The 22,387-nt window shown below is 66.6% G+C and carries 17 protein-coding genes; 11 read left to right on the top strand and 6 right to left on the bottom strand.

From position 1 onward, the window contains the following. The first annotated feature begins 18 nt into the window (after positions 1 to 18). From recN to VKZ87_RS13760, 3 genes are read left to right on the top strand one after another with little or no spacing between them, the layout of a single operon-like run. Positions 19 to 1,701, top strand: a complete 1,683-nt coding sequence (recN, locus tag VKZ87_RS13770; protein ID WP_324221833.1) for a DNA repair protein RecN — start codon at positions 19 to 21, stop codon at positions 1,699 to 1,701. After that, positions 1,698 to 3,833 (top strand): NAD-dependent DNA ligase LigA, encoded by a 2,136-nt coding sequence (gene ligA / locus VKZ87_RS13765; RefSeq protein ID WP_324221832.1) that lies wholly within the window; start codon positions 1,698 to 1,700, stop codon positions 3,831 to 3,833. The genes recN and ligA overlap by 4 nt, the downstream gene beginning before the upstream one ends. A gap of 4 nt (positions 3,834 to 3,837) precedes the next feature. Next, a complete protein-coding gene (locus VKZ87_RS13760; protein ID WP_324221831.1) occupies positions 3,838 to 4,524 on the top strand; it encodes a 3'-5' exonuclease in 687 nt (228 codons plus the stop codon). A 1-nt stretch (position 4,525) separates the two neighbouring features. Here the strand turns inward: VKZ87_RS13760 and VKZ87_RS13755 are convergent, their stop codons facing one another. Together VKZ87_RS13755 and VKZ87_RS13750 are read right to left on the bottom strand one after the other, a co-directional pair. After that, positions 4,526 to 5,227 (bottom strand): ribonuclease activity regulator RraA, encoded by a 702-nt coding sequence (locus VKZ87_RS13755; protein WP_324221830.1) that lies wholly within the window; start codon positions 5,225 to 5,227, stop codon positions 4,526 to 4,528. Positions 5,228 to 5,238: 11 nt separating this feature from the next. Further along, entirely contained in the window at positions 5,239 to 7,227 is a 1,989-nt protein-coding gene (locus VKZ87_RS13750; protein WP_324221829.1) for an aminopeptidase P family protein, read from the bottom strand. A gap of 188 nt (positions 7,228 to 7,415) precedes the next feature. Here VKZ87_RS13750 and VKZ87_RS13745 point away from each other — a divergent pair, with 188 nt between their 5' ends. Together VKZ87_RS13745 and VKZ87_RS13740 are read left to right on the top strand one after the other, a co-directional pair. Beyond that, a complete protein-coding gene (locus tag VKZ87_RS13745) occupies positions 7,416 to 7,775 on the top strand; it encodes a DUF1127 domain-containing protein (protein WP_324221828.1) in 360 nt (119 codons plus the stop codon). 357 nt (positions 7,776 to 8,132) lie between these two features. Continuing rightward, positions 8,133 to 8,657, top strand: a complete 525-nt coding sequence (locus tag VKZ87_RS13740) for a hypothetical protein (protein ID WP_324221827.1) — start codon at positions 8,133 to 8,135, stop codon at positions 8,655 to 8,657. Positions 8,658 to 8,673: 16 nt separating this feature from the next. On the opposite strand, the gene VKZ87_RS13735 is transcribed toward VKZ87_RS13740, so the two are convergent. The 3 genes from VKZ87_RS13735 to VKZ87_RS13725 all read right to left on the bottom strand — a co-directional run bounded on the left by VKZ87_RS13735 (position 8,674) and on the right by VKZ87_RS13725 (position 12,377). Further along, complete coding sequence (locus VKZ87_RS13735; RefSeq protein ID WP_324221826.1) at positions 8,674 to 9,573, bottom strand: 50S ribosomal protein L11 methyltransferase; 900 nt, start codon at positions 9,571 to 9,573, stop codon at positions 8,674 to 8,676. Between the two features lie 11 nt (positions 9,574 to 9,584). Further along, positions 9,585 to 11,918: an ATP-dependent helicase gene (locus tag VKZ87_RS13730; protein ID WP_324221825.1), complete on the bottom strand. Its 2,334-nt coding sequence runs from the start codon at positions 11,916 to 11,918 to the stop codon at positions 9,585 to 9,587. Between the two features lie 72 nt (positions 11,919 to 11,990). Next, a complete protein-coding gene (locus VKZ87_RS13725) occupies positions 11,991 to 12,377 on the bottom strand; it encodes a hemerythrin domain-containing protein (protein WP_324221824.1) in 387 nt (128 codons plus the stop codon). 163 nt (positions 12,378 to 12,540) lie between these two features. Here VKZ87_RS13725 and VKZ87_RS13720 point away from each other — a divergent pair, with 163 nt between their 5' ends. From VKZ87_RS13720 to VKZ87_RS13700, 5 genes are all read left to right on the top strand, one after another. Then, a complete protein-coding gene (locus VKZ87_RS13720) occupies positions 12,541 to 13,944 on the top strand; it encodes an FAD-binding oxidoreductase (protein WP_324221823.1) in 1,404 nt (467 codons plus the stop codon). A gap of 212 nt (positions 13,945 to 14,156) precedes the next feature. Beyond that, positions 14,157 to 15,545, top strand: coding sequence for a class II 3-deoxy-7-phosphoheptulonate synthase (locus VKZ87_RS13715; protein ID WP_324221822.1), 1,389 nt, complete (start codon positions 14,157 to 14,159; stop codon positions 15,543 to 15,545). Beyond that, the gene (locus VKZ87_RS13710; RefSeq protein ID WP_324221821.1) at positions 15,529 to 16,701 is read left to right on the top strand and encodes a nicotinate phosphoribosyltransferase; all 1,173 of its coding nucleotides are present in this window, start codon (positions 15,529 to 15,531) and stop codon (positions 16,699 to 16,701) included. The genes VKZ87_RS13715 and VKZ87_RS13710 overlap by 17 nt, the downstream gene beginning before the upstream one ends. 45 nt (positions 16,702 to 16,746) lie before the next feature. After that, positions 16,747 to 17,733 carry a TAXI family TRAP transporter solute-binding subunit gene (locus VKZ87_RS13705; protein WP_324221820.1) on the top strand — a complete coding sequence of 329 codons (987 nt, stop codon included), beginning with the start codon at positions 16,747 to 16,749 and terminating at the stop codon, positions 17,731 to 17,733. Between the two features lie 20 nt (positions 17,734 to 17,753). Then, the gene (locus VKZ87_RS13700; protein WP_324221819.1) at positions 17,754 to 19,550 is read left to right on the top strand and encodes a TRAP transporter fused permease subunit; all 1,797 of its coding nucleotides are present in this window, start codon (positions 17,754 to 17,756) and stop codon (positions 19,548 to 19,550) included. Here the strand turns inward: VKZ87_RS13700 and VKZ87_RS13695 are convergent. Continuing rightward, complete coding sequence (locus VKZ87_RS13695; RefSeq protein WP_324221818.1) at positions 19,547 to 20,557, bottom strand: NADP-dependent oxidoreductase; 1,011 nt, start codon at positions 20,555 to 20,557, stop codon at positions 19,547 to 19,549. The genes VKZ87_RS13700 and VKZ87_RS13695 overlap by 4 nt on opposite strands. A 124-nt stretch (positions 20,558 to 20,681) precedes the next feature. Here VKZ87_RS13695 and VKZ87_RS13690 point away from each other — a divergent pair, with 124 nt between their 5' ends. Further along, positions 20,682 to 22,340, top strand: coding sequence for an NAD+ synthase (locus tag VKZ87_RS13690; RefSeq protein WP_324221817.1), 1,659 nt, complete (start codon positions 20,682 to 20,684; stop codon positions 22,338 to 22,340). Positions 22,341 to 22,387: the final 47 nt, after the last annotated feature.

The raw sequence follows: 22,387 nt of genomic DNA, 5'->3' as shown, positions 1-22,387 counted from the left end.
GCGCCGGGCGGGCAGACCATGCTGACATCGCTGGGCGTTCGCGACATTGTCCTGATCGAACGCCTCGATCTTGACTGCGGCCCCGGTCTCGGCGTGCTGACCGGCGAAACCGGTGCCGGCAAATCCATCCTGCTCGATGCTCTGGGACTTGCGCTCGGCCGCCGCGCCGATGCCAGCCTCGTGCGCATGGGCGCCAGCCAGGGCTCGGTGACCGCGAGCTTCGATCTGCCGCAGAAGCATCCGGTCCATGCCATCCTGGAAGAGCAGGGGCTCGAGGCCGGCGACGAACTGGTGCTGCGCCGGGTGCTGAGCCAGGACGGCAAAAGCCGCGCCTTCATCAACGACCAGGCGGTCAGTGTTGCGCTGCTGCGCCGGGTCGGCGACATGCTGGTGGAGATCCACGGCCAGAACGACGAGCAGGGCCTGACCGATGCCACCGTGCATCGGGCGCTGCTGGATGAATATGCCGGGTTGGAGAAAGAAGTCGCCGGGCTGCGCGCCTCCTATCAGGCGATGCGCGATGCGGAGGCCGCCCTGGCACAGGCCGCGCAGACTGCCGAGCAGGCGAAGCGCGAGGAGGACTTCCTACGCCATGTCGTGGCCGAGCTGGAAGACCTGAAGCCGCGCGAGGGCGAGGAGCAGGAACTGGCCGCACAGCGCAGCATGCTGCAGGCCGGCGAGAAACTCGCAACGGCCATGCAGGAAGCGCAGAGTGCGCTGGAGCAGGGCGGCGGCGTCGATGCGCGGCTGCGGGCCTGCCTGCGTGCGCTGGAACGCGTCGCCGACAAGGCGGCCGGCAAGCTCGATCCGGTCGTGCAGCTGGCCGATCAGCTGCTGGTGCAGGCGGGCGAGCTGGCTTCCCTGCTGGAGAGCACGGCCCGCGATCTCGATCTCGATCCGCAGAAGCTGGAGAAGGTGGAAGAGCGCCTCTTCGCGCTGCGTGCCGCGTCCCGCAAGCACAACGTGCCGGTCGACGGGCTGGCGAGACTCGCCGAGGAATATGCCGAGCGCCTCGCGCTGATCGACAACCAGTCCGCCTCGCTCGGCCGGCTGCAGAAGCAGGCGACGGAGGCGAAGGCCGCCTATCAGGCGAAGGCCGAGGCCATCTCGGCCGCCCGCCGCAAGGCAGCCGCGAAACTCGACAAGGCCGTGATGGCCGAACTGGGCCCGCTGAAACTCGGCGCGGCGAAATTCACCACCTCGGTAGAGGCCTTGCCGCCGGAACAGTGGAGCGCCGAGGGCGCCGACCGCGTGCAGTTCCTTGCCGCGACCAACCCGGGTACTGCGCCCGGCTCGCTGGCGAAGATCGCCTCCGGCGGCGAACTGAGCCGCTTCATGCTGGCGTTGCGCGTCGTGCTGGCCGGCCGCGGCACGGCCGGTACCCTGATCTTCGACGAGGTTGATCGCGGTGTGGGCGGTGCGACGGCGGCTGCCGTGGGCGAACGTCTGGCGCGCCTTGCCGAGAAGGTCCAGGTCCTCGTCGTCACCCATTCGCCGCAGGTGGCGGCCAGAGGCGGCCAGCATTGGCGCATCGCCAAGCGCGAAGCAGGTTCGGCGAAGAGCCGCACGACGCTGACCGAGGTTGCGCCCCTCGCCGAGAAGGAACGCCGCGAGGAGATCGCCCGCATGCTGGCCGGCGCGACCGTCACCGACGCGGCGCGTGCCGCCGCCGACAGCCTGCTGGCCGGTCAGGAAGCATGAGCCGGCAGCGCGCCAAGCCGGTCTCGGAACTCAGCCCCCGGCAGGCCAAGCTGGAGCATGCGCGGCTGGAAGAAGAAATCGCGGCGCATGACAAGCGCTACCACCAGGAGGATGCGCCCAGCATCTCGGATGCCGAATACGATGCGCTGAAGCGACGGCTGCTGGAGATCGAGGCGCGGTTTCCGGATCTCGCCAGCCTGGCCGGCGCATCCAGCCGCGTCGGTGCCGCTCCCGCGCCGGGCTTCGCCAAGGTGCGGCATTCCAAGCCGATGCTTTCGCTCGACAACGCCTTCACCGAAGGCGATGTCGCCGATTTCCTCGATCGCATCCGCCGCTTCCTGAATCTGAAAGCATCCGACGAGCTGGTGCTGATCGCCGAGCCGAAGATCGACGGCCTCTCGGCGGCCCTGCGCTATGAGAAGGGCATTCTGGTCCGCGCCGCCACCCGTGGCGATGGTCAGGAAGGCGAGGACGTTACCGCCAATATCAGAACCCTGCGCGAAGGCGTGCCGCACCAGCTGAAAGGCAGGGGCTGGCCCGACGTGCTGGAGGTGCGCGGCGAGGTCTACATGACCCGCGCGGACTTTCTCGATTTCCGGGACCAGCAGGAGAAGCTGGCGAAGGAGCGTGAGGCGAAGGGCCTGTCTGCGGCTGCGATCCGCGTGCCGGTCAACCCGCGCAACGCCGCGGCAGGCTCGCTGCGGCAGCTCGATCCGGCGGTGACCGCGAAACGTCCGCTGCGCTTCTTCGGTTACAGCTGGGGCGAAACCTCGGAGCCTCTCGGCGCAACGCTTTCGGAGGTGCGCGAGAAGCTCGCAAGCTGGGGCTTCACGCTCAATCCGCATGTAAAGGCCTGCCGCAGCCTCGACGAGCTGCTCGCCTATTACAGCGATATTTCGTCCAGGCGCGCCACCCTGGCCTTCGACATCGACGGCGTCGTCTACAAGGTAGACCGCCTCGACTGGCAGGATCGCCTCGGCTTCGTCAGCCGCTCGCCGCGCTGGGCGATTGCGCACAAATTTCCCGCCGAGCAGGCGCAGACATTGCTGGAGAATATCGACATCCAGGTCGGCCGCACCGGCACGCTCACCCCCGTGGCCAAGCTCCGGCCCGTGAATGTCGGCGGCGTGCTGGTTTCGAACGCCACCCTGCATAACGAGGACGAGATCGCGCGCAAGGATGTCCGCATCGGCGACACGGTGGTGATCCAGCGCGCCGGCGACGTGATTCCGCAGGTTGTCTCGGTGGTGCTGGAAAAGCGGCCGAAGGATGCGAAGCCCTACGAGTTTCCGACCAGATGCCCCGTCTGCGGCGCGCCGGCCGAACGCGAGACCGAAGGCGGCGCAGCGGAGGCGCGGCGGCGCTGCACCGGCAGCGTCAGCTGTCCGGCCCAGGCGATGGAGAGCCTGCGCCATTTCGTGTCGCGCAGCGCCTTCGACATTGAGGGCATCGGCGAGAAGCAGATTGCCGCCTTCTACGAATGGGGCTGGCTGAAGGAGCCGGCCGACATCTTCCGCCTGCCGCGCCATGCCGACGAATTGCGCAGGAAGGAAGGCTATGGCGAGACTTCGGTGAACAACCTGCTGCGGGCGATCGAGCAGCGGCGCGTGATCGGCTTCGACCGTTTCCTCCATGCGCTGGGCATCCGCCATGTCGGGCAGGAGCGCGCGCGTCTGGTCGCCCTGCATTACGAAACGCCGCGCAAATGGCTCGATGCCATGGATGCGGCGAAGGACCGGACCGGCGAGGCCTGGGAGGATCTCAACAGCATCGACAAGATGGGCGACGTGGTGGCGGATGCCATCGTCACCTTCGCCACCGGTAGCCACAGCCGCGAGGTGATCGAGAATCTGCTGCGCGAGCTGAAGGAGGTCGTGCCGCCGGAGAAACCGTCTGCCGACTCACCCGTGGCCGGCAAGACCGTGGTCTTCACCGGCAGCCTGGAGAAGTTCACCCGCGACGAGGCTAAGGCGCGCGCGCTGAGCCTCGGCGCCAAGGTCTCAGGCTCGGTGTCGAAGAAGACCGATTACGTCGTGGCCGGCCCGGGCGCCGGCTCCAAGCTGGCCGAGGCGCAGAAGCATGGCGTGACGGTGCTCAGCGAAGACGAGTGGCTGAAGCTGATCGGCGGTTGATGACATGCTGGTCGAACGTGCAATCCCACCGCTTGATGCCGTGGCCGGAGCCACCGCCATTGCCCTGGATTTCGAGACCGCCAGCGGCTCACCAGGCAGCATCTGCGCCATCGGCCTGGCCTGGATCGGCGAGGGACGGGTGCTGCAGACCGCGCATCGCCTGGTCCGGCCGCATGACATGCGGTTTCATCCCGGCTTCATCGCCATCCATGGCATCCAGCCCCATGATGTCGAATACGAGCCGGAGTTTCCTGCCGTCTGGGATGAACTCCTGCCGCACCTGGAAGCCGTGCCGCTGCTGCTGGCGCATAACGCGCCCTTCGATATCGGCGTGCTGCGCGCGGCGCTGACGCATTACGGCCAGCCCTGGCCGACGCTGTCCTTCTTCTGCACCGTGAAGCTCGCGCGTGCCGTCTGGCCGGATCTGGAGAACCACAGGCTTTCCACCGTCGCGCAGCATATCGGCTTCGCCCTGCGGCACCATCTGGCCGACAGCGACGCCGCGGCCGCCGCGCATATCCTGCTGCAGGCCATGGCAGAGGCGGGGCTCTCGGATGTCGATGCGCTGCTGGCAAGGCACGGCATCCGCCCGGGCCGGCTGGCGCCGGGATACCACGAGGCCTGCTCGACGATGGCCGATCGCGCCGGACAGCGCCGGCGCAACCGGCTGCCGGCCTGGCTGCGGAACTGATCTACGACTTCTTCTTTTCCGCCTCGTAGCGCGCCTTGGTCTCGGCATTGGGCGGATAGAGGCCGGGCAGCGGCACGCCCTTGTCCACCTCGCCCATGATCCAGCTTTCCAGCGTCTCCTGCTCGGTCGCCAGCGCGGTGACCTCCGCGACCAGCGCCTGCGGAATCAGCACGGCGCCATCGCCGTCCAGCACGATCACGTCGCCCGGAAACACCGCGACGCCGCCACAGCCGATCGGCTCCTGCCAGTTCACGAAGGTCAGGCCGGCCACGCTGGGCGGGGCGGCGATGCCGCTGCACCAGACCGGCAGACCGGTGGCGATCACGCCGGCGCCGTCGCGTACGACGCCATCGGTGACGAGGGCGGCGACACCGCGTTTCCGCATGCGGGCGCAGAGGATGTCGCCGAAGATGCCGGCATCCTTCACGCCGACGGCATCGACCACGGCGATGCAGCCCTCCGGCATGGCTTCGATGGCGCCGCGGGTCGATTTCGGCGACGCCCAGCTTTCCGGAGTGGCGAGATCCTCGCGTGCCGGTACGAAGCGCAGGGTGAAGGCTTCGCCGACGATGCGTTTTGCCTGCGGCGTCAGCGGCCTGGCGCCGCGCAGCCAGACATTGCGCAGACCTTTTTTCAGCAGCACCGTGGTGAGCGTGGCCGTGGTGATCCGTTCCAGCGCCGAGCGGGTGGCATTGTCGAGCATGGGTGTTTCCCTTACGCGCCGAGCGGCGCTGTTGCCTGTTTCAGCCAGTCCCGGGTGTCGTCGTCCACCAGCGGCGCGATATCGTGCCAGACCAGCGCGTGATAGGCGTCCAGCCAGGCGACTTCCCGGGCGGTGAGGAGATTGAGGTCGATCAGGCGGCGGTCGATCGGCGCGCGCGTCAGCGTCTCGAAGCCGAGCCAGCGCTTGCCGTTTTCGGCTTTTTCCATCTCGACCCGCACGGCGACGAGATTCTCGATGCGGATGCCGTAGGCGCCGGTCTTGTAGTAGCCCGGCTCGTTGGAAACGATCATGCCGGGTTTGAGCGGCACCGGGCTGCCCAGCTTGGCGATGCGCTGCGGGCCCTCATGCACCGACAGATAGCTGCCGACGCCGTGGCCGGTGCCGTGGTCGTAATCCAGACCGATATCCCACAGGTAATGCCGCGCCAGCGCGTCCAGCTGCTGGCCGGAAGTGCCTTCGGGAAAGCGGGCCATGGCGAGCGCGATATGGCCCTTCAGCACACGCGTGAAGCGGTCGCGCATCTCCTCGCTCGGCTGGCCGATGGCAACCGTGCGGGTGATGTCGGTCGTGCCGTCGGGATACTGGCCGCCGGAATCGACCAGATAGAGACTGCCGGGCTCAAGCCGGCGGTTCGTCTCGGGCGTGACGCGGTAATGCACGATGGCCCCGTTGGGGCCGGCGCCGGAAATGGTGGTGAAGGAGAGGTCGCGCAGTTCGTTGGCCAGCTGTCGGAAGCTCTGCAGCTTCACGGCGGCGGCGATCTCATCGACCTGGCCGGAGGGCGCGTTCGCGTCCAGCCAGGCGAGGAAGCGGGTGACCGCTGCGCCGTCGCGGCGATGTGCCGCCCGCGTGCCTTCCAGTTCGGCCTCCGTCTTGCAGGCCTTGGGCAGCAGGCAGGGATCGTCGGCACGCAGCAGGGTGGCGCCGGCTTTTTCCAGCCGCTGCAGCACATAGACGCCCGTCGTGGCGGGATCGACCTGCACGGTCTTCTGCGCCCGCCCCAGCGCATCCAGCGCCGCGGGGAAATCGGCCGGTTCGTGCAGGCGTATGTCGCCGAGGTGTTTCCGCACCTCGGAACCGAGCTTGCGGCCGTCGATATAGAGATCGACCGAGGCATCCGCGCCCACCACCGCCATGGAGAGCGGCAGCGGCGTATGCGGCACGTCGCTGCCGCGGATGTTGAGCAGCCAGGCGATCGATTCCGGCAAGGTGAGCACCACGGCATCGGCGCCACGGGCTTTCACCGCGGCGGCGATCTCGCGGCGCTTGTCTTCCGACGGGCGACCGGCCAGCGCGGTGTCCTGCACGTGCACGGGGCCGAGCGGCGGCGGCGGCTGGTCGTCCCAGGCGGCATCCACCGGATTCTGCTCTGCCGGCACCAGCTCCGCATTGGCGGCTTTGCAGGCGGCCGTCAGGCGCCGCACGCCGTCTTCGGTATGCAGCCAGGGGTCATAGGCGAGGCGGTCGCCGGCCTTCAGCGCGGTCTTCAGCCATTCGGTCGGCGGATCGTCGCTGATATGGCGGCGCTCGAACAATGCGCCATCGACCTGGGCGTCCAGTTGCAGGGTATAGCGGCCATCGCTCCAGATCGCCGCGCGGTCGCGCAGCACGATCGCCATCCCCGCCGAGCCGGTGAAGCCGGTCAACCAACTCAGCCGCTGCGCGCGCAGCGGCACGTATTCGCTCTGGTATTCGTCGGTCAGAGGTACGATCACGCCAGCCAGGCCGCGCACCTCCAGCACGGCGCGCAGCCTGGCGAGGCGCTCGGGAATCGCGTCACGATTCTCGATCGCCGCGGCGAAGCGTTCCGCCAGCGTGGCGACGAGGGTCTCCACCTCGGCGCGGGGCTTCCGCAGGTCATCGGGCAGCAGATCCAGCCCTGGAAAACGGCCAAAGACCTGTGGCGCCGCGGCAACACCGAGCAGGTGATTGGCGAGGCCGGCGGGCAGGGCGGCGAGGTCGGTCGGAGGCAGGGTCATGAATAACTCGTTGCTGGATCATCATAATATGCGAAGTAGTCCGGCTGTCGTCGAGCACAAGCTATGCACTTTTTGCAATACAGCGTACGCAAACAAGAATACATAAGTTGTTGAAATCTCATGTGTGCAGTGCAATATCACCGACGTGGACGCGATGCGAGAAGCCCGGACCACGGATGGAGATGAAAATGAACACCCTGCGCAACCAGACCGCTTTCGGCTACCCGGCCAACCTGGCGCCCCTCAGCGCTGTTGAGATCGAGGCCTACGCGCGTCGTATCCGCGCCGAAGCCATTGCCAACATGATCTACAACGCCTGGACCGCCCTCAAGGGCCTCGTCGCCCGCTATCAGGCCTACCTCGCCGACCGGCGTGCGATGGCCGAACTGGAGAGCCTCGACGACCAGATGCTGCGTGACATCGGCCTCAGCCGCTCGCAGATTCCGGCCGCCGTTGCCGGCCTGATCGATCGCGCGCCGGTTCCGGCCGCGGTGAACGAGAATGCCGCCAGCAAGGTCACCCGCCTGGTGCCCCGCGAGGCAGCCTGAGGCAGACCCTTTCGGTGGCCGGGTTAGCCGGCCCGCTTTCCTCCTCCCCGAGCTGGGCAGGGCGGACCTGGCCATCGAAGTGAAAACGCAGCCTCCGGGCTGCGTTTTTGTTTTTACAGCCATTCATATTTTGCATGCCGGCCTTATTTCAAGGGTAGTCGACCTGATTGCTGAAAATTGGGCAGGCTGGTCATTTTTTCTACATAGTTGATTTTCAATAATAAATTTACAAATAGCTCTTGCATTCATCTTTGTGCGGTGCAATAAATAGGTCAGTCATGCTGACATGGTTCGCGAGAAACCGGAGCATGACGGAGGAATACCCCGGGGCGGCCGATCCAGAGGAAGGAGAGAGCCATGCAGTCCCCGCACCTTGACCGTTATTTCGGCAGCCATCCCGACCACTATCTCGGCCTGACCGATTTCGTGGAACTGGAGCACGCCGCCCGCCGCATGCGGGCGCGGGCCGTCGCCGACATCATCAACCGTATCGCCGGCCACATCGCCGCCCGGCTGCGTGCGGTGTCCCGCGCCCTGTTCGGCCCGTCGGCCGAGGTCGATCCCGCGATGGGCTTCACCGCCGACGACCTGCGGCGCCTGGGCTTCCGCCCGAATCACATCCGTCCGGCGCTGATCGGGCAGGCCATCGGCAACCTGATCGCTTCGGTGACGGAACGGATTGCCGCGGCGATCCGCCAGAGCGTGGCCGAGGCGGAGCTCTACGCCCTGGATGACCGGACGCTGCAGGATATGGGGCTCAATCGCTCGAGCATTCCCGCAGCGGTCGCCGGCCAGGTCTACCGGCCGGGCCATGCGTCGAACGAGAATGCCGGCGAGGCCAAGGTGCAGGTTCTGCGCAAGCAGGCTGACGCCGCCGCGTGACCGGCAGCGGTGCGGCTCAGCCGCGCCGCCGGAAGACCAGGGTGTGCCAGCCCTCGCGCGCGATGCGGCGTTGCAGCTGCAGCCCCGTCGCGCGATAGCGGGCAACCACCATGCGCTCCTCGCGGTCGAGCAGGCCGGAGAGCACGAGGTGGCCGTGAACGGCCACCAGGGCAGCCAGCCGTTGCGCCATGCGACAGAGCGGCTCGGCCAGGATATTCGCCACCACCAAATCATAAGGCGCGGCGGCGGTGAGCCGCGGATCGTCCGGGCGGCTCGCCGTCAGTGCTTCGATCCGTTGCCGCAATCCGTTGCGCGCCAGATTCTCCCGCGTTACCGCCACCGCGACCGGATCGATATCGGCCGCCAGCACATAGCCCGCGCCGGCCTTCGCCGCCGCCATCGCCAGCACCCCTGAGCCGGTTCCCATATCCAGCATGCGCCGCGGCGGCCGCACGCGGCAGAGATCGTCGATCGCCTGCAGGCAGCCATAGGTCGATGGCGCGCGTCCGGTGCCGAAGGCGAGGCCGGCATCCAGCAGCAGCGGCAGGCTGCCCGGCGGCGCCGAGCCCGCATCATGCTCGCCATGCAGGAAAAAGCGCCCGGCGCGGATCGGCGCGTTCAGTCTGTTGGTATGCCGGACCCAGTCCTGCGCCGGCAGATGGCCGAAGCGGATCACCGGCGCCTCGATCCCGAGGCCCTCGGCGACGGCAGCGAGCCGCGTCCGCCATTCCGCCTCATCCGGCGGCGCATCGAACAGCACCTGCAGGCGCCAGTCGGGACTGATTGCCATGCCCGGCCGCGGCACCTCGTAGGAGCTGACGGCTACGCCCTCGTCGCCCACCATCTCCTCGGCGGCAGCGACCAGATCGGAGGGCACGTCGAGTTCCGCCATCCAGAATTCGGGAGAGAGGGGCATCGTCGGGCTGCTCAGGCTTTCTGCACGAAGGAGGCCATGACGCGCTTCTCGCCGGCCTTATCGAAACCGATCAGCAGCTTGTTGCCTTCCACCTCGCGGATGCGGCCATAGCCGAATTTCTGGTGGAAGACGCGGTCGCCGATCGAGAGTTCCATCTCGTCGGGGCTGTGCTGGACGAAATCGTCATCGGCCACGCGCCGGGCGCGACCCTCGATCAGGCCACCGCGGCCCGAGCCGCGGGGGTATTGCGGCGCGAAGCTGTAGCTGTGGCCCTGATAGCCGCCGGCACCCTCGCTGAGGCCGCCGCTGCCGTAGCCGGTGCGCTGGCTGAGACTGTACAGGCCGGCGGACTTGCGCTCCTCGATATGCTCCGGCGGCAGTTCGTCGATGAAGCGGGAGGGAATGGCCGAGGTCCACTGGTTGTAGATGCGCCGGTTGGCGGCAAACGTGATCTGGGCGCGTTTGCGGGCGCGGGTCAGGCCGACATAGGCCAGGCGGCGCTCTTCCTCCAGCCCGGCCACGCCGTTGTTTTCCAGCGAGCGCCGGCTGGGGAACAGCTCTTCTTCCCAGCCCGGCAGAAACACGTAGTCGAATTCCAGTCCCTTTGCGGCGTGCAGGGTCATCAGACTGACCATCTCGGCATTGTCATCGTTCTCGGTATCCATGACGAGGCTGACATGGTCGAGGAAGCCGGCGAAATTCTCGAATTCGCCCAGGGCGCCGATCAGTTCCTTAAGGTTCTCCAGCCGTCCCGGCGCCTCCGGCGACTTGTCCTCCTGCCACATGCGGGTATAGCCGGACTCCTCCAGCACGATCTGGGCCACCTCGGTATGCGGCAGCTGGGTGGCCTGAACGCGCCAGCGGTCGAAATCGGCCAGCAGGTTCTTCAGCGTGTTGCGCTGCTTGGGCTTGATCTCGTCGGTCTGCAGCAGATCTTGCAGGGCGGCCGTCAGCGACTTCCCGGCAGCCCGTGCCGATTTGTGGATGATCTGCATCGTGCTGTCGCCCAGGCCGCGTTTGGGCAGGTTGACGATGCGCTCGAAGGCAAGATCGTCGTCCGGCTGCATCAGCACGCGGAAATAGGCGATGGCATCGCGGATCTCGCGGCGTTCGTAGAAGCGCAGGCCCCCGATCACGCGGTATTTCAGGCCCACCGTCATGAAGCGCTCTTCGAAGGCGCGGGTCTGGTGGCCGGCGCGCACCAGGATGGCGATTTCGTTCAGCGAGACCCTGTCGCGTTCCAGCGTCTCGATCTCTTCGGCCACGACACGGGCCTCCTCGTCGCCGTCCCAGACGCCCTGGACGATGACCTTTTCGCCCTCGTTGATGTCGGTCCACAGCGTCTTGCCCAGCCGGCTCTCGTTTTTCGCGATCAGGCCGGAAGCGGCGCCGAGGATATGCGGCGTCGAACGGTAGTTGCGTTCCAGCCGCACGATCTTCGCGCCTGGGAAATCCGTCTCGAAACGCAGGATGTTGCCGACCTCGGCGCCGCGCCAGCCGTAGATCGACTGGTCGTCGTCGCCGACGCAGCAGATGTTTCTGTGCTTCTGCGCCAGCAGGCGGAGCCAGAGATACTGCGCCACGTTGGTGTCCTGGTACTCGTCGACCAGGATGTAGCGGAACTGGTGCTGGTATTTCTGCAGCACCTCGACGTGGTCGCGGAACAGCGTCAGGTTATGCAGCAGCAGGTCGCCGAAATCGCAGGCATTGAGCTGCAGCAGCCGCTCGCAGTACAGGCGATAGAGCCTGGTACCACGACCCTCGGCGAAGCCGCTCTCGCTGTCCGGCACCTTCGCCGGCGTGTAGCCGCGATCCTTCCAGCGGTCGAACTGGCCCTTCAGGTTGCGCGGCGGCAGCTGCTTCTCGTCGATGCCCTCGGCCTCGATGATCTGCTTGAGCAGGCGCAGCTGGTCCTCGTCATCGAGGATGGTGAAATTCGGCTTCAGCCCCACCAGTTCGGCGTGGCGGCGCAGGATGCGGTTGGCGATGCCGTGGAAGGTGCCGAGCCACAGGCCTTCCACCTGGGCGCCGACCAGTGCCTCCACCCGCTCGCGCATCTCGCGCGCCGCCTTGTTGGTGAAGGTGACGGCCAGGATCTGGCTCGGCCAGGCGAGCCGCCGGTAGAGGATGTTGGCGAGCCGCGAGACCAGCACACGGGTCTTGCCGGTGCCGGCGCCGGCGAGCACCAGCAGGGGGCCGTCCAGATGGCTGGCCGCCGCGCTCTGTGCCTCGTTCAGCCGCGCCAGCCAGTCGGGCGCGGGCAGGGCTGCCGCCGCGGCCGGGTCATTGGGCGCAGGAAGATTTTCCGGCTCGAATCCGGATAGATCGAAGGGGTCGGCGGACATGGCGCCTACATAGCGCAGGCAGGACTGCACTGCCACCCGCGTACCGCAAGGGATGGATGACGCGCGACGGTTTTATGTGGATTCCATGCGGATTCCGTGATCCGCCAGCCAGTTGATGACCTGAATATCCTGCAGCAGGACGGTCCGCAGCAATTCATCGAAGCAGGTTGTCGCGGTGCCGCCGGGCCGGGCGGTGTGGGCATCAAAATCCGTGATGATCTCCCGCAGCCTTGCCAGGACGGCGGCATGATGCTGGGCATGCGCCGCCGTGTCGGGAAAGCTAACGGTGGCAAAATAGGCCTCTTCGCGCCGGAAATGCGACCGGAGTTCCTGGTGGAAATGCTCCAGCGCCGCCAGCGCGTCCGCGGCGCGGCGGTGGCGTTCCGCCTCGGCGATCCGGTTGATGATGGAGACGAGGTCGCTGTGCTCGGCGTCGATTTCCGGAATGCCCGTCGTCATGGACGCCATCAGCGCAAACATGTCAGTTCCGGTCCTGCTTTGCCTGATCTGGTCCGCCCCTCGGAAGGGAGTTTCTCATCGGTTCGCACGGGTCGCAACCGCTTGCCGGTTGCCCCGTCTCCGACAAAGGAATACCTGTAGGGAAAATCCGGAGGATCCCGCCATGGCCGCTGTCGCACAGCCCCGCCTTTCGCCCGCCGCCACCGAAGCCGCCCTTGCTGCGCTGAAGCAGCTGCTGGGCGACCGGTTTACCACGGCCAGCGCCGTGCGCGAGCAGCATGGCCGGGATGAGTCCTGGGCCGTGCCGTCGCCGCCAGATGCCGTGGTCTTTCCCCGCAGCACCGAGGAAGTGGTCGAGATCGTGAAGATCTGCGCCGCCCACGGCCTGCCGATCGTTCCCTATGGCGCCGGCACCTCGCTGGAAGGCCATGTAACGGCGCTGCAGGGCGGCGTCAGCGTCGACCTGATGCAGATGAACCAGATACTCAAGGTCAACGCGGAGGACCTCGACGTCGTCGTGCAGCCGGGCGTGCGCCGCAAGCAGCTCAACGAATATCTGCGCGATACCGGCCTGTTCTTCCCGATCGATCCCGGGGCCGATGCCTCGATCGGCGGCATGGTCGCGACGCGCGCCAGCGGCACCAATGCCGTGCGCTACGGCACGATGCGCGAAAACGTGCTGGCGCTGACGGTGGTGATGGCGGATGGCCGCGTGATCCGCACCTCCAAGCGGGCCAAGAAATCCGCCGCCGGATACGACCTGACCCGGCTGTTCGTCGGCTCGGAAGGCACGCTCGGCATCATCACCGAGATCACGCTGCGACTCTACGGCATTCCGGAGGCGATGTCCTCGGCGATCTGCAGCTTCGAGACGCTCGAAGGCGCCGTGAACACCGTGATCCAGACGATCCAGGCGGGCATCCCGGTAGCGCGCATCGAACTGCTCGACGACGTGCAGGTCGACGCGATCAACAAGTATTCGAAGCTGGACATGCCGGTGCAGAACCTGCTGCTGCTGGAATTCCACGGCAGCGAGGCCGGCGTGGCCGAACAGGCCGAGATGGTCCAGGCGATCGCCGCCGACCATGGCGGCAACAATTTCCAGTGGACGACCAAGCCGGAGGAACGGGCGAAGCTGTGGCAGGCCCGCCATGACGCCGCCTATGCCTCGAAGGCCCTGCGCAAGGGCTGCGAGATCATGGCCACCGACGTCTGCGTGCCGATCTCGCGGCTGGCGGAATGCATCCTCGAGACCAAGGAAGACGTGGTGAAGACCGGCCTGATGGCGCCGCTGGTCGGCCATGTCGGCGACGGCAACTTCCATCTTGCCGTGGTGGTCGACCGCAACAATCCGCAGGAGATCGAGGCCATCGAGGCCTTCAACGAGCGGCTGGTGCACCGGGCGCTCCGCATGGACGGCACCTGCACCGGCGAACACGGCATCGGGCGGGGCAAGATGAAGTATCTCACCGCCGAGCACGGCGAGGCGGTGGCGGTGATGCGGGCGATCAAGAAGGCGCTGGACCCCGACAACCTGATGAACCCCGGCAAGATCTTCAGCATCTGAGCCCGGGAGCGCGCCCGCCCGAACCTCCAGAGGGTCCGCCCTCCGGGTCCGGACCTGCGACCTGCGGCCGCAGCCATCTGCCTGTTTTTCCGGGCTTTTGCCGGAAACGCCATTCAGGACCGCATCCCGACTGGAAAAGGAACAGCTGGGGTTCTATTCTGAAATCCCCGATATTGCAGGCCTGTAAGGCACAGTAGGATTGTGAGGACGTGATGAGTGCGCGCAACTGGTCTCCCGACAGCTGGAGGTCGAAGCCGGCCCGGCAGATGCCGGACTATCCCGATGCCGCGGCCCTGGCCGCTGCCGAGAGCAAGCTTGCGCAGTTTCCCCCGCTGGTCTTCGCCGGCGAAGCCCGCAATCTGACCGCCGGTCTGGCCAAGGTGGCGGAGGGCAAGGCCTTCCTGCTCCAGGGCGGCGACTGCGCCGAAAGCTTTGCCGAGTTCAGCGCCAACAACATCCGCGACACGTTCCGCGTGCTGCTGCAGATGGCCGTCGTGCTGACCTTCGGAGCGGCCCTTCCGGTGGTGAAGGTGGGCCGCCTTGCCGGGCAGTTCGCCAAGCCGCGCTCGTCGGATGTCGAGAAGCGCGGCGATGCCGAACTGCCGAGCTATCGCGGCGACATCGTCAACGGCGTCGACTTCGATCCCGCCGCCCGCGTGCCCGATCCGGCACGCCAGCTGCAGGCCTACAGCCAGGCCGCGGCGACCCTCAACCTGCTGCGTGCCTTCGCCAGCGGCGGCTACGCCGACCTGCATCGCGTGCATGGCTGGAATCTCGGCTTCGTCGCCAAGAGCCCCGAGGCCGAGCGCTGGCAGGATCTCGCCACCCGCATCACCGAGACGCTGGACTTCATGGAAGCCTGCGGCATCACCCCGGAGAAGACTCCGGAACTGCGCAGCGTCGACTTCTACACCAGCCATGAGGCACTGCTGCTCGGCTACGAGCAGGCGCTGACCCGCGTGGACTCCACCTCGGGCGAATGGGTCGATACCTCGGCGCACATGCTGTGGATCGGCGACCGCACCCGGCAGCCCGACGGCGCCCATGTCGAGTTCCTGCGCGGCGTGATGAATCCGATCGGCCTGAAATGCGGTCCGACGATGGATCCGGACGAGCTGATCCGTCTGATCGACATCCTCAATCCGCAGAACAAGCCGGGCCGGCTGACCCTGATCGCCCGCATGGGCCACGAGAAGGTGCAGAAGCATCTGCCGCCCCTGGTGCGCAAGGTGGCCCAGGAAGGCCGCAAGGTCGTGTGGTCCTGCGATCCAATGCACGGCAACACGCTGACCTCGACCTCGGGTTTCAAGACCCGTCCCTTCGATCGCATCCTCTCCGAGGTGCGGCAGTTCTTCGAGGTGCATTTCGCCGAAGGCACCCATGCCGGCGGCGTGCATCTCGAGCTCACTGGCCAGGATGTCACCGAATGCATGGGCGGCGCCCAGGCTATCGGGGATGACGATCTTTCCAGCCGCTACCACACTCATTGCGATCCGCGGCTGAACGCGTCGCAGTCGCTCGAGCTCGCCTTCCTGATGGCCGAGATGCTGAAGCTGGAGCGCCACAACCGCGGCGTCGTCCGTCATGCAGCCCAGGCCTGAGGTCACGCAGCTGATCCCTCCGGGGCAGGCGGCCGAACTGGAGCGGCAGATCGCCGACCATACCGACGCCTATTTCAAGAAGACCAAGGAGATCGTCCAGCGCTACGGCGACAAGACGGTCACCTATGCCGTGTTCATGCGGCGCCCGGTCATCTTCTGCCCGCGGCTGATGGTCGAGTGGCTGGAAAAGGTCGCCGCGGTGCGCGGCGCGCGGTTCCAGATCGATCTGCTGCACGATGAAGGCACGTGGGTTGGTGCCGGCGAGCCGCTGGTCTACATCACCGGTTCGATGGCGCAGCTGGTCGATCTCGAGACGATCTACCTGCAGAAGCTGGGGGCCGCCTGCGTGGCCGCCTACAACGCCTATTCCATGTGCTGCGACCTGCCCAATGTGCGCTTCCTCGCCATGGATGCGCGCCATTGCGCAGGCCCCGAGATGGCCGAGATGATGGCCTATGCGGCCAGCGTCGGCGGCAGGGCAGCCCGGCGTGATGTCGGCGCTGCCGGATTCATCGGCAATGCCACGGATGCGACGGCGCATTACTTCGGCAACGACAAGGGCTTCGGCACCATGCCGCATGCCCTGATCGGCTATGCCGGATCGACGCTTCGCGCGGCGGAACTCTACGCCGAGACATTTCCCGGCGAGCAGATGACGGTGCTGGTCGACTACTACGGCCAGGAAATCACCGATGCACTGGCGGTCTGCAACCGCTTCCCCGATGCCGCCAACGAGGGGCGCATCGCGGTGCGCCTCGATACCCATGGCGGCCGCTATGTCGAAGGCCTTGATCCGCAGGCGTCCTATGCGGTGCTGGAACGTCATGTACCAAATGCCATCCGGCAATACCGTACAGAGGCCGAGCTGCGTTGGCTGGTCGGCACCGGCGTGTCGGCGGCCGCGATCTATCACATGCGTTCCACCCTGGACCGCGCCGGCTTTTTCAACGTGAAGATTGTCGCATCGTCCGGCTTCAATGCCGCGAAGTGCAAGGTGATGGCCAGCGTCGCGGCGCCGATCGACATTGTCGGGACTGGTTCCTACCTCCCGGATGCATGGACCGAAACCTACGCTACCGCGGATATCGTCGCCTATGACGGCCAGCCCAGCGTGAAGGTCGGCCGCGAATTCCTGTTGCGCAAGACGGGCGCATAGTCCAAGACTGTCCCCCTGCATTCGACTGCCCCGGGGAGGGAAACCATGCGCCGTATCGTCGCGCGTCTCGCGCTTGCCGCTTCTGTTGTCGCCTTGGCCGCCGGGCTGGCGCCGGTTTTGCCCGCGCAGGCGCAGACCCGTGTCACGCTCAAGTCCGCCACTGCCTCGTCGTCCTACTATGTGATGATGGTGCAGCTCGGCGAGGTGCTGCGCGCCGAGACCAAGGGACAGATCCAGGCCACCATCGAGGAGAGCCAGGGCTCGGTGCAGAACGTGAAGGAAGCCGCCAAGCGCCCGGGCAATTTCGTCTTCACCACGCCGCCCAGCCTGCTCAGCGCCGCCCGCGAGGGCAGGAAGCCTTTCGAGGGCGAGACGGGCTATGACACCGTTCGCACGCTCTTCGTGATGCCCTATGTCACCGTGCATTTCGTCGTGCGCGAGGACAGCGGCGTGACCAGGATCGAGGATCTTGCCGGCAAGGATTTCATCTCGGGCGGCCGCGGCACCTTCTGCGATGGCCGCACCCGCACCATCTTCGGCCTGCTCGGCCTGGAGGGGAAGGTGAACTTCGTCGATGTCGAGCTGGCCTCGGCCGACAATGCGCTGAAGAACCGCAAGGTGGTCGGCTATGCCACCTGCTCATCGCATCCCACACCGCAGCTGCAGGAACTGGCCACCACGATGCCGATCCGCATCCTGCCGATCAGTGCCGCCCAGGCCGAGACGCTGGCGAAGAACGACCCGTCCTCCAGCCCGATCACCATCGCGGCCGGCACCTACAAGGGCGTGCCGGCAACGCCTACGGTGGGCGTGCCGGTCGGCGCCTATGCCACGACGAAGATGGACGACGACACTGCTTACGCCATCGTCAAGGCCTTCTGGGCCAAGAAGGACGAGATGGCTAAGACCAATCCGTGGTGGGCGGCGGTGACGCCCGACCTGATCGGCGCGCTGGGCAACACCAAGCTGCATCCCGGCGCGCTGAAGTATTACAAGGAAGCCGGCGTCAACGTGCCGGCGTCGATGCAGTAAGGCGGGTTCAAGAGTAACGCATGCAGTCACAGGATGCCGGCGCGCGGCCGGGCTGGATTTTGCTCGTCTGTGCCGCGATCACCGTCGGCATCCATGTCTGGCTGATCTTCACCACTCTCGTACCCAATCTGGTCAGCCGGCCGCTGCATTTCGCGGCTGCGCTGCCCTGGGTCTTTCTCTTCGCGCAGGGCCGGAACGCCGTCGAACGCTGGATCGGCATCGCCGCCACCGCCTTCGGCCTGTTCGGCGCGGCCTTGCTGATCGTCGACCGCAGGGCGATCCTCGACCAGTACGGATCGCTGGACGGCAGCCTCTGGCAGTTCGTGCTGGCCTTCGGCCTGATTGCCGTGGCACTGGAAATGGCGCGCCGCGCGGTGCAGCCGGTGCTGCCCGGCGTGGCGGTGCTCTGCCTGCTTTACGCCTTCTACGGCGAGCATCTGCCCGGCCTGCTCGGGCATCCCGGCCTGCCGCTCGATTACTTCCTTGGCAGCATGGTGCTGGCCGAGGGCGGCCTCTGGGGCCAGCTCACCGGCATTTCAATCGACCTGATCGTGCCGTTCATGATCCTCGGCGCCGTGGTCTCGGCCGGCGAGGCGGGCCGTGGTTTCATGTCGCTTGCGACGCAACTGGCCGGCGGCTACCGCGCCGGCGCCGCCAAGGTCTCGGTGCTCGCCTCGGCGCTGTACGGCACCATTTCGGGCTCGGCCTCGGCCAATGTCGCCTCCGTCGGCGCGATCACGATCCCTGGCATGATCCGCATGGGCTATCCGCGCCCGCTGGCGGCGGCGGTCGAGGCGGTCGCCTCCTCGGGAGGCCAGATCATGCCGCCGGTGATGGGTTCCGCCGCCTTCATCATGGCCGAACTGATCCGCCAGCCCTATGCCGACATCGCCATCGCCTCGGCGCTGCCAGCCATCCTGTTCTTCCTCGCCGCCTGGGTCGGCGTGCACTACTTCGCGCACCGCTTCAACCTGAAAGGGCTGCCCACCAGCGAATTGCCGGGCTGGGGCGTGGCTGCGGCCAGTGCGCCGTTCTTCGCCGTGCCGCTCGTCGTGCTGATCACCATGCTGATGGTGCTGGCCTATTCGCCGGCCTATTCGGCGATGGTCGCCACTGCCGTCACGGTCGCCATGCTGGTCTGGGACGGCGAGCGGAAGCGGTTCTCCGCGCCGCTGTTCCTCAATCGCATGCTGGTCGCCGTGGTGGATGCCGCGCGCCAGATCGCGCTGATCGCCGCCATCATCATCTGCGCCGGCCTGATCGTCGGCGTCTTCCATGCCACCGGACTGGGCGTGAAGATCACCGGCCTGATCCTCGACCTTTCCGGCGGCCGGCTCTGGCTGGCGCTGCTGCTCACCGCGATTGCCTGCACCATCCTGGGCATGGAGCTGCCGACCACGGCGGCCTACCTGATCTGCGTCGCCGTCGCGGGGCCGGCGCTGGTAAAACTGGGCCTGCCCGAGCTGCACGCCCATATGTTCGTCTTCTGGTATGCGCTGCTCTGCACAATCACGCCGCCGGTCTGCGGTACCGTATTCGTCGCCGCCAGCATTGCCGGCACGCCCTGGCTGCCGGTTGCCGGCATGGCCATGCGCATCGGGCTTGGGCTGTTCCTGATCCCACTCGGCTTCATTGCCAATCCGGCTCTGCTGCAGATCCTGGTGACACCCGGACTGGCGCTGCTTGCGGCCGCGAAGATCGGCGTTGCTCTGGCGCTGATCTCCTATGCGCTGATCGGCAACACGCAGGCATGGCTGCGCAGGGCGGCGGCTTTCGCCGCCGGCATTGCGCTGCTCTTCATGTTCGGCGTGGGTTAAAGCTTCTCCGGCCCGATCCGCACCAGCTGCTTGCCGAAATTCCTGCCCGACAGCAGCCCGATGAAAGCCTGTGGCGCGTTGCGCAGACCGTCGGCGATGTCCTCGCGGTATTTCAGCTTGCCCTCCTTGATCCAGCCGCCCATTTCGGTGATCGCGCCGGGCCAGTAGGACATGTGCTCGGAAATGATGAAGCCCTGCACCTTGGCCCGGTTGACCAGCACATGGCGCATCCCGGTGAAGGGGTAGGGCTGCCCGTTATACTGGGCGATCAGGCCGCAGATGGCGACGCGGGCAAAGCTGTTCAGCCGGCCGAACACCATCTCCATGATCTCGCCGCCGACATTTTCGAAATAGACATCGACCCGCTCCGGCGTCGCCGCCTTGAAGGCGGCGTGCATATCGCCGGCCTTGTAGTCGATGCAGGCGTCGAAGCCGAGCTCGGTGACGACATAGTCGCATTTCGCCTTGCCGCCGGCGATGCCGACGACGCGGCAGCCCTTGATCTTGGCGATCTGCCCGACGACGGAGCCGACCGCACCGCTGGCGGCCGAGACCACGACGGTTTCGCCCGGCTTCGGCTGGCCGATTTCCATCAGGCCGTAATGGGCGGTGCAGCCCGGCATGCCGAGGACGCCCAAAGCCGTCGAGATCGGCGCCACCTTGGGGTCGAGGACGCGCAGTTCGTTTGCTTTGGCGACGCCATATTCCTGCCAGCCCAGCATGCCGTTGACATAGGTGCCTTTGGGCAGGGAGGGGACATTGCTCTCGATCACCTCGCCGACCGTGCCGCCGATCATCAGGTCGCCGGGGTGAAGATGAGCGGCATAGGAGCGTACCGGGTCCATGCGGCCGCGCATATAGGGGTCGAGCGACAGGTAGATGTTGCGAACCAGCACCTGGTCAGGGCCGGGCTTGGGAATCTCGCGCTCGACGATCTCGAAATCCTGCTCGGTGACCCCGCCCTTGGGGTGCTGTTTCATCAGGACCTGAGTGTTTTTCGCGGCCATTTCGCCCTCCCGGTTGTTGTCCCAAGGCTATCTAACTTTCCGCCCGGCAGAGTAAACTGGCCGCCGTGTTGAGATAAGCCTGCCGTAAGGGTAATCATTCCGCCCCCGAAACACCGCAACCCCCATGTCCGCTGCTCCCGACCGCCTGACCATCGCCCTGGCCCAGATCAACTCCGTGATGGGCGACATCCCCGGCAACCGCCGCCGGGTGGAGGAGGCGCGCGCCCGGGCGGCTGCGGCCGGCGCGGACCTGGTGGTCTACCCGGAACTGGTGATCGTCGGCTATCCGCCCGAGGATCTGGTGCTGCGGCTGTCGCTGCAGGAGGCCTGCGAGGCTGCCGTCCGCGAACTGGCCGCCCAGACCGCCGACGGCGGTCCGGCCATGCTGGTGACCTCGCCCTGGCGCGACGGCGGCAAGCTGTACAATTCCGCCCTGCTGCTGGAGGGCGGGCAGATTGCCGCCGTGCGGCACAAGCACGAGCTGCCGAACTACGGGGTGTTCGACGAGAAGCGCACCTTCGCGCCCGGGCCGTTGCCCGGCCCGGTGCCGTTCCGCGGCGTGCGGCTCGGCGTGATGATCTGCGAGGACATGTGGGCGCCCGACGTGGCCGAATGCCTGTCGGAGACCGGGGCGGAAATCCTCGTCGTTCCGAACGGCTCGCCGTTCGAGACCGACAAATGGGATACGCGACTGAATCTCGCCGTCGCCCGCGTCGTGGAGAGCGGCCTGCCGCTGATCTACGTGAACCGTGTCGGCGGCCAGGATGAACTGGTCTTCGACGGCGGCGGCTTCGTGCTCAATGCCGACCGCAGCATGGTCGTGCGCCAGCCGGAGTTCCGCGAGGACCTGACGATCACCACCTGGCATCGCCAGGGCGAGGTCTGGAGCTGCGACAAGGGCCCGATGGCCGAGGCCTATGACGACCTCACCGCAATCTACCAGGCGATGATGGTGGGGCTGCGCGACTACGTGCAGCGCAACCGCTTTCCCGGCGTGGTGCTGGGGCTTTCCGGCGGCATCGACTCCGCGCTCTCGGCGGCGGTCGCTGTGGACGCGCTCGGCGCGGACAAGGTGCGCTGCATCATGCTGCCGTCGAAATACACCTCGTCGCTCAGCCTGACCGATGCCGAGGCCTGCGCGAAGGCATTGGGCGTATCCTACGAGACGATCCCGATCTCGCCGGCCGTAGAGGCGTTCGACGCGATGCTTCGGCCGGCCTTCCAGGGCCGCGAGCCGGATATCACAGAAGAGAATCTGCAGGCCCGCGTGCGTGGCGTTGTCCTGATGGCGATCTCCAACAAGTTCGGCCATATGGTGCTGACCACCGGCAACAAATCGGAAATGTCGGTCGGCTATGCCACGCTTTACGGCGATATGTGCGGCGGCTATTCCGTGCTGAAGGACGTCTACAAGATGACGGTCTTTGCATTGTCGCGCTGGCGCAATGCGAATGTGCCGGAGGGTGGGCTCGGGCCGAAAGGCATCGTCATTCCCGAGAGCATCATCGTCCGGCCGCCCTCGGCCGAACTGCGCGAGAACCAGACCGACCAGGACAGCCTGCCGCCGTACGAGCAGCTTGACGCCATCCTGCAGATGCTGGTGGAGAAGGAGATGCCGGTGCGCGACATCGTCGCATCGGGCCAGCCGGAAGATGTCGTGCGGCGCATCCAGCATCTGCTCTATCTCGCGGAATACAAGCGCCGCCAGGCGCCGCCGGGCGTGCGCGTCAGCAATCGCGCGTTCGGGCGCGACTGGCGCTATCCGATCACGTCAGCCTACTGACGCGGCCGGCGGCCCGGAGCGCGCGGCGCTTGCAAAGCCGCCTATCC

It is taken from the genome of Ferrovibrio sp., from assembly GCF_035304305.1.
GTDB lineage: Bacteria > Pseudomonadota > Alphaproteobacteria > Ferrovibrionales > Ferrovibrionaceae > Ferrovibrio.
This window is presented reverse-complemented; position numbering and strand designations above follow the sequence as displayed.

Bases quoted from the DNA above. Each gene is read 5' to 3' on its own strand.
- VKZ87_RS13730 (WP_324221825.1), bottom strand. From the start codon at position 11,918: ATGTCCGCCGACCCCTTCGATCTATCCGGATTCGAGCCGGAAAATCTT.
- recN (WP_324221833.1), top strand. From the start codon at position 19: ATGCTGACATCGCTGGGCGTTCGCGACATTGTCCTGATCGAACGCCTC.
- VKZ87_RS13750 (WP_324221829.1), bottom strand. From the start codon at position 7,227: ATGACCCTGCCTCCGACCGACCTCGCCGCCCTGCCCGCCGGCCTCGCC.
- ligA (WP_324221832.1), top strand. From the start codon at position 1,698: ATGAGCCGGCAGCGCGCCAAGCCGGTCTCGGAACTCAGCCCCCGGCAG.
- VKZ87_RS13755 (WP_324221830.1), bottom strand. From the start codon at position 5,227: ATGCTCGACAATGCCACCCGCTCGGCGCTGGAACGGATCACCACGGCC.
- VKZ87_RS13695 (WP_324221818.1), bottom strand. From the start codon at position 20,557: ATGGCCGCGAAAAACACTCAGGTCCTGATGAAACAGCACCCCAAGGGC.
- VKZ87_RS13700 (WP_324221819.1), top strand. From the start codon at position 17,754: ATGCAGTCACAGGATGCCGGCGCGCGGCCGGGCTGGATTTTGCTCGTC.
- VKZ87_RS13760 (WP_324221831.1), top strand. From the start codon at position 3,838: ATGCTGGTCGAACGTGCAATCCCACCGCTTGATGCCGTGGCCGGAGCC.
- VKZ87_RS13745 (WP_324221828.1), top strand. From the start codon at position 7,416: ATGAACACCCTGCGCAACCAGACCGCTTTCGGCTACCCGGCCAACCTG.
- VKZ87_RS13725 (WP_324221824.1), bottom strand. From the start codon at position 12,377: ATGACGACGGGCATTCCGGAAATCGACGCCGAGCACAGCGACCTCGTC.
- VKZ87_RS13690 (WP_324221817.1), top strand. From the start codon at position 20,682: ATGTCCGCTGCTCCCGACCGCCTGACCATCGCCCTGGCCCAGATCAAC.
- VKZ87_RS13735 (WP_324221826.1), bottom strand. From the start codon at position 9,573: ATGCCCCTCTCTCCCGAATTCTGGATGGCGGAACTCGACGTGCCCTCC.
- VKZ87_RS13710 (WP_324221821.1), top strand. From the start codon at position 15,529: ATGCAGCCCAGGCCTGAGGTCACGCAGCTGATCCCTCCGGGGCAGGCG.
- VKZ87_RS13705 (WP_324221820.1), top strand. From the start codon at position 16,747: ATGCGCCGTATCGTCGCGCGTCTCGCGCTTGCCGCTTCTGTTGTCGCC.
- VKZ87_RS13740 (WP_324221827.1), top strand. From the start codon at position 8,133: ATGCAGTCCCCGCACCTTGACCGTTATTTCGGCAGCCATCCCGACCAC.
- VKZ87_RS13720 (WP_324221823.1), top strand. From the start codon at position 12,541: ATGGCCGCTGTCGCACAGCCCCGCCTTTCGCCCGCCGCCACCGAAGCC.
- VKZ87_RS13715 (WP_324221822.1), top strand. From the start codon at position 14,157: ATGAGTGCGCGCAACTGGTCTCCCGACAGCTGGAGGTCGAAGCCGGCC.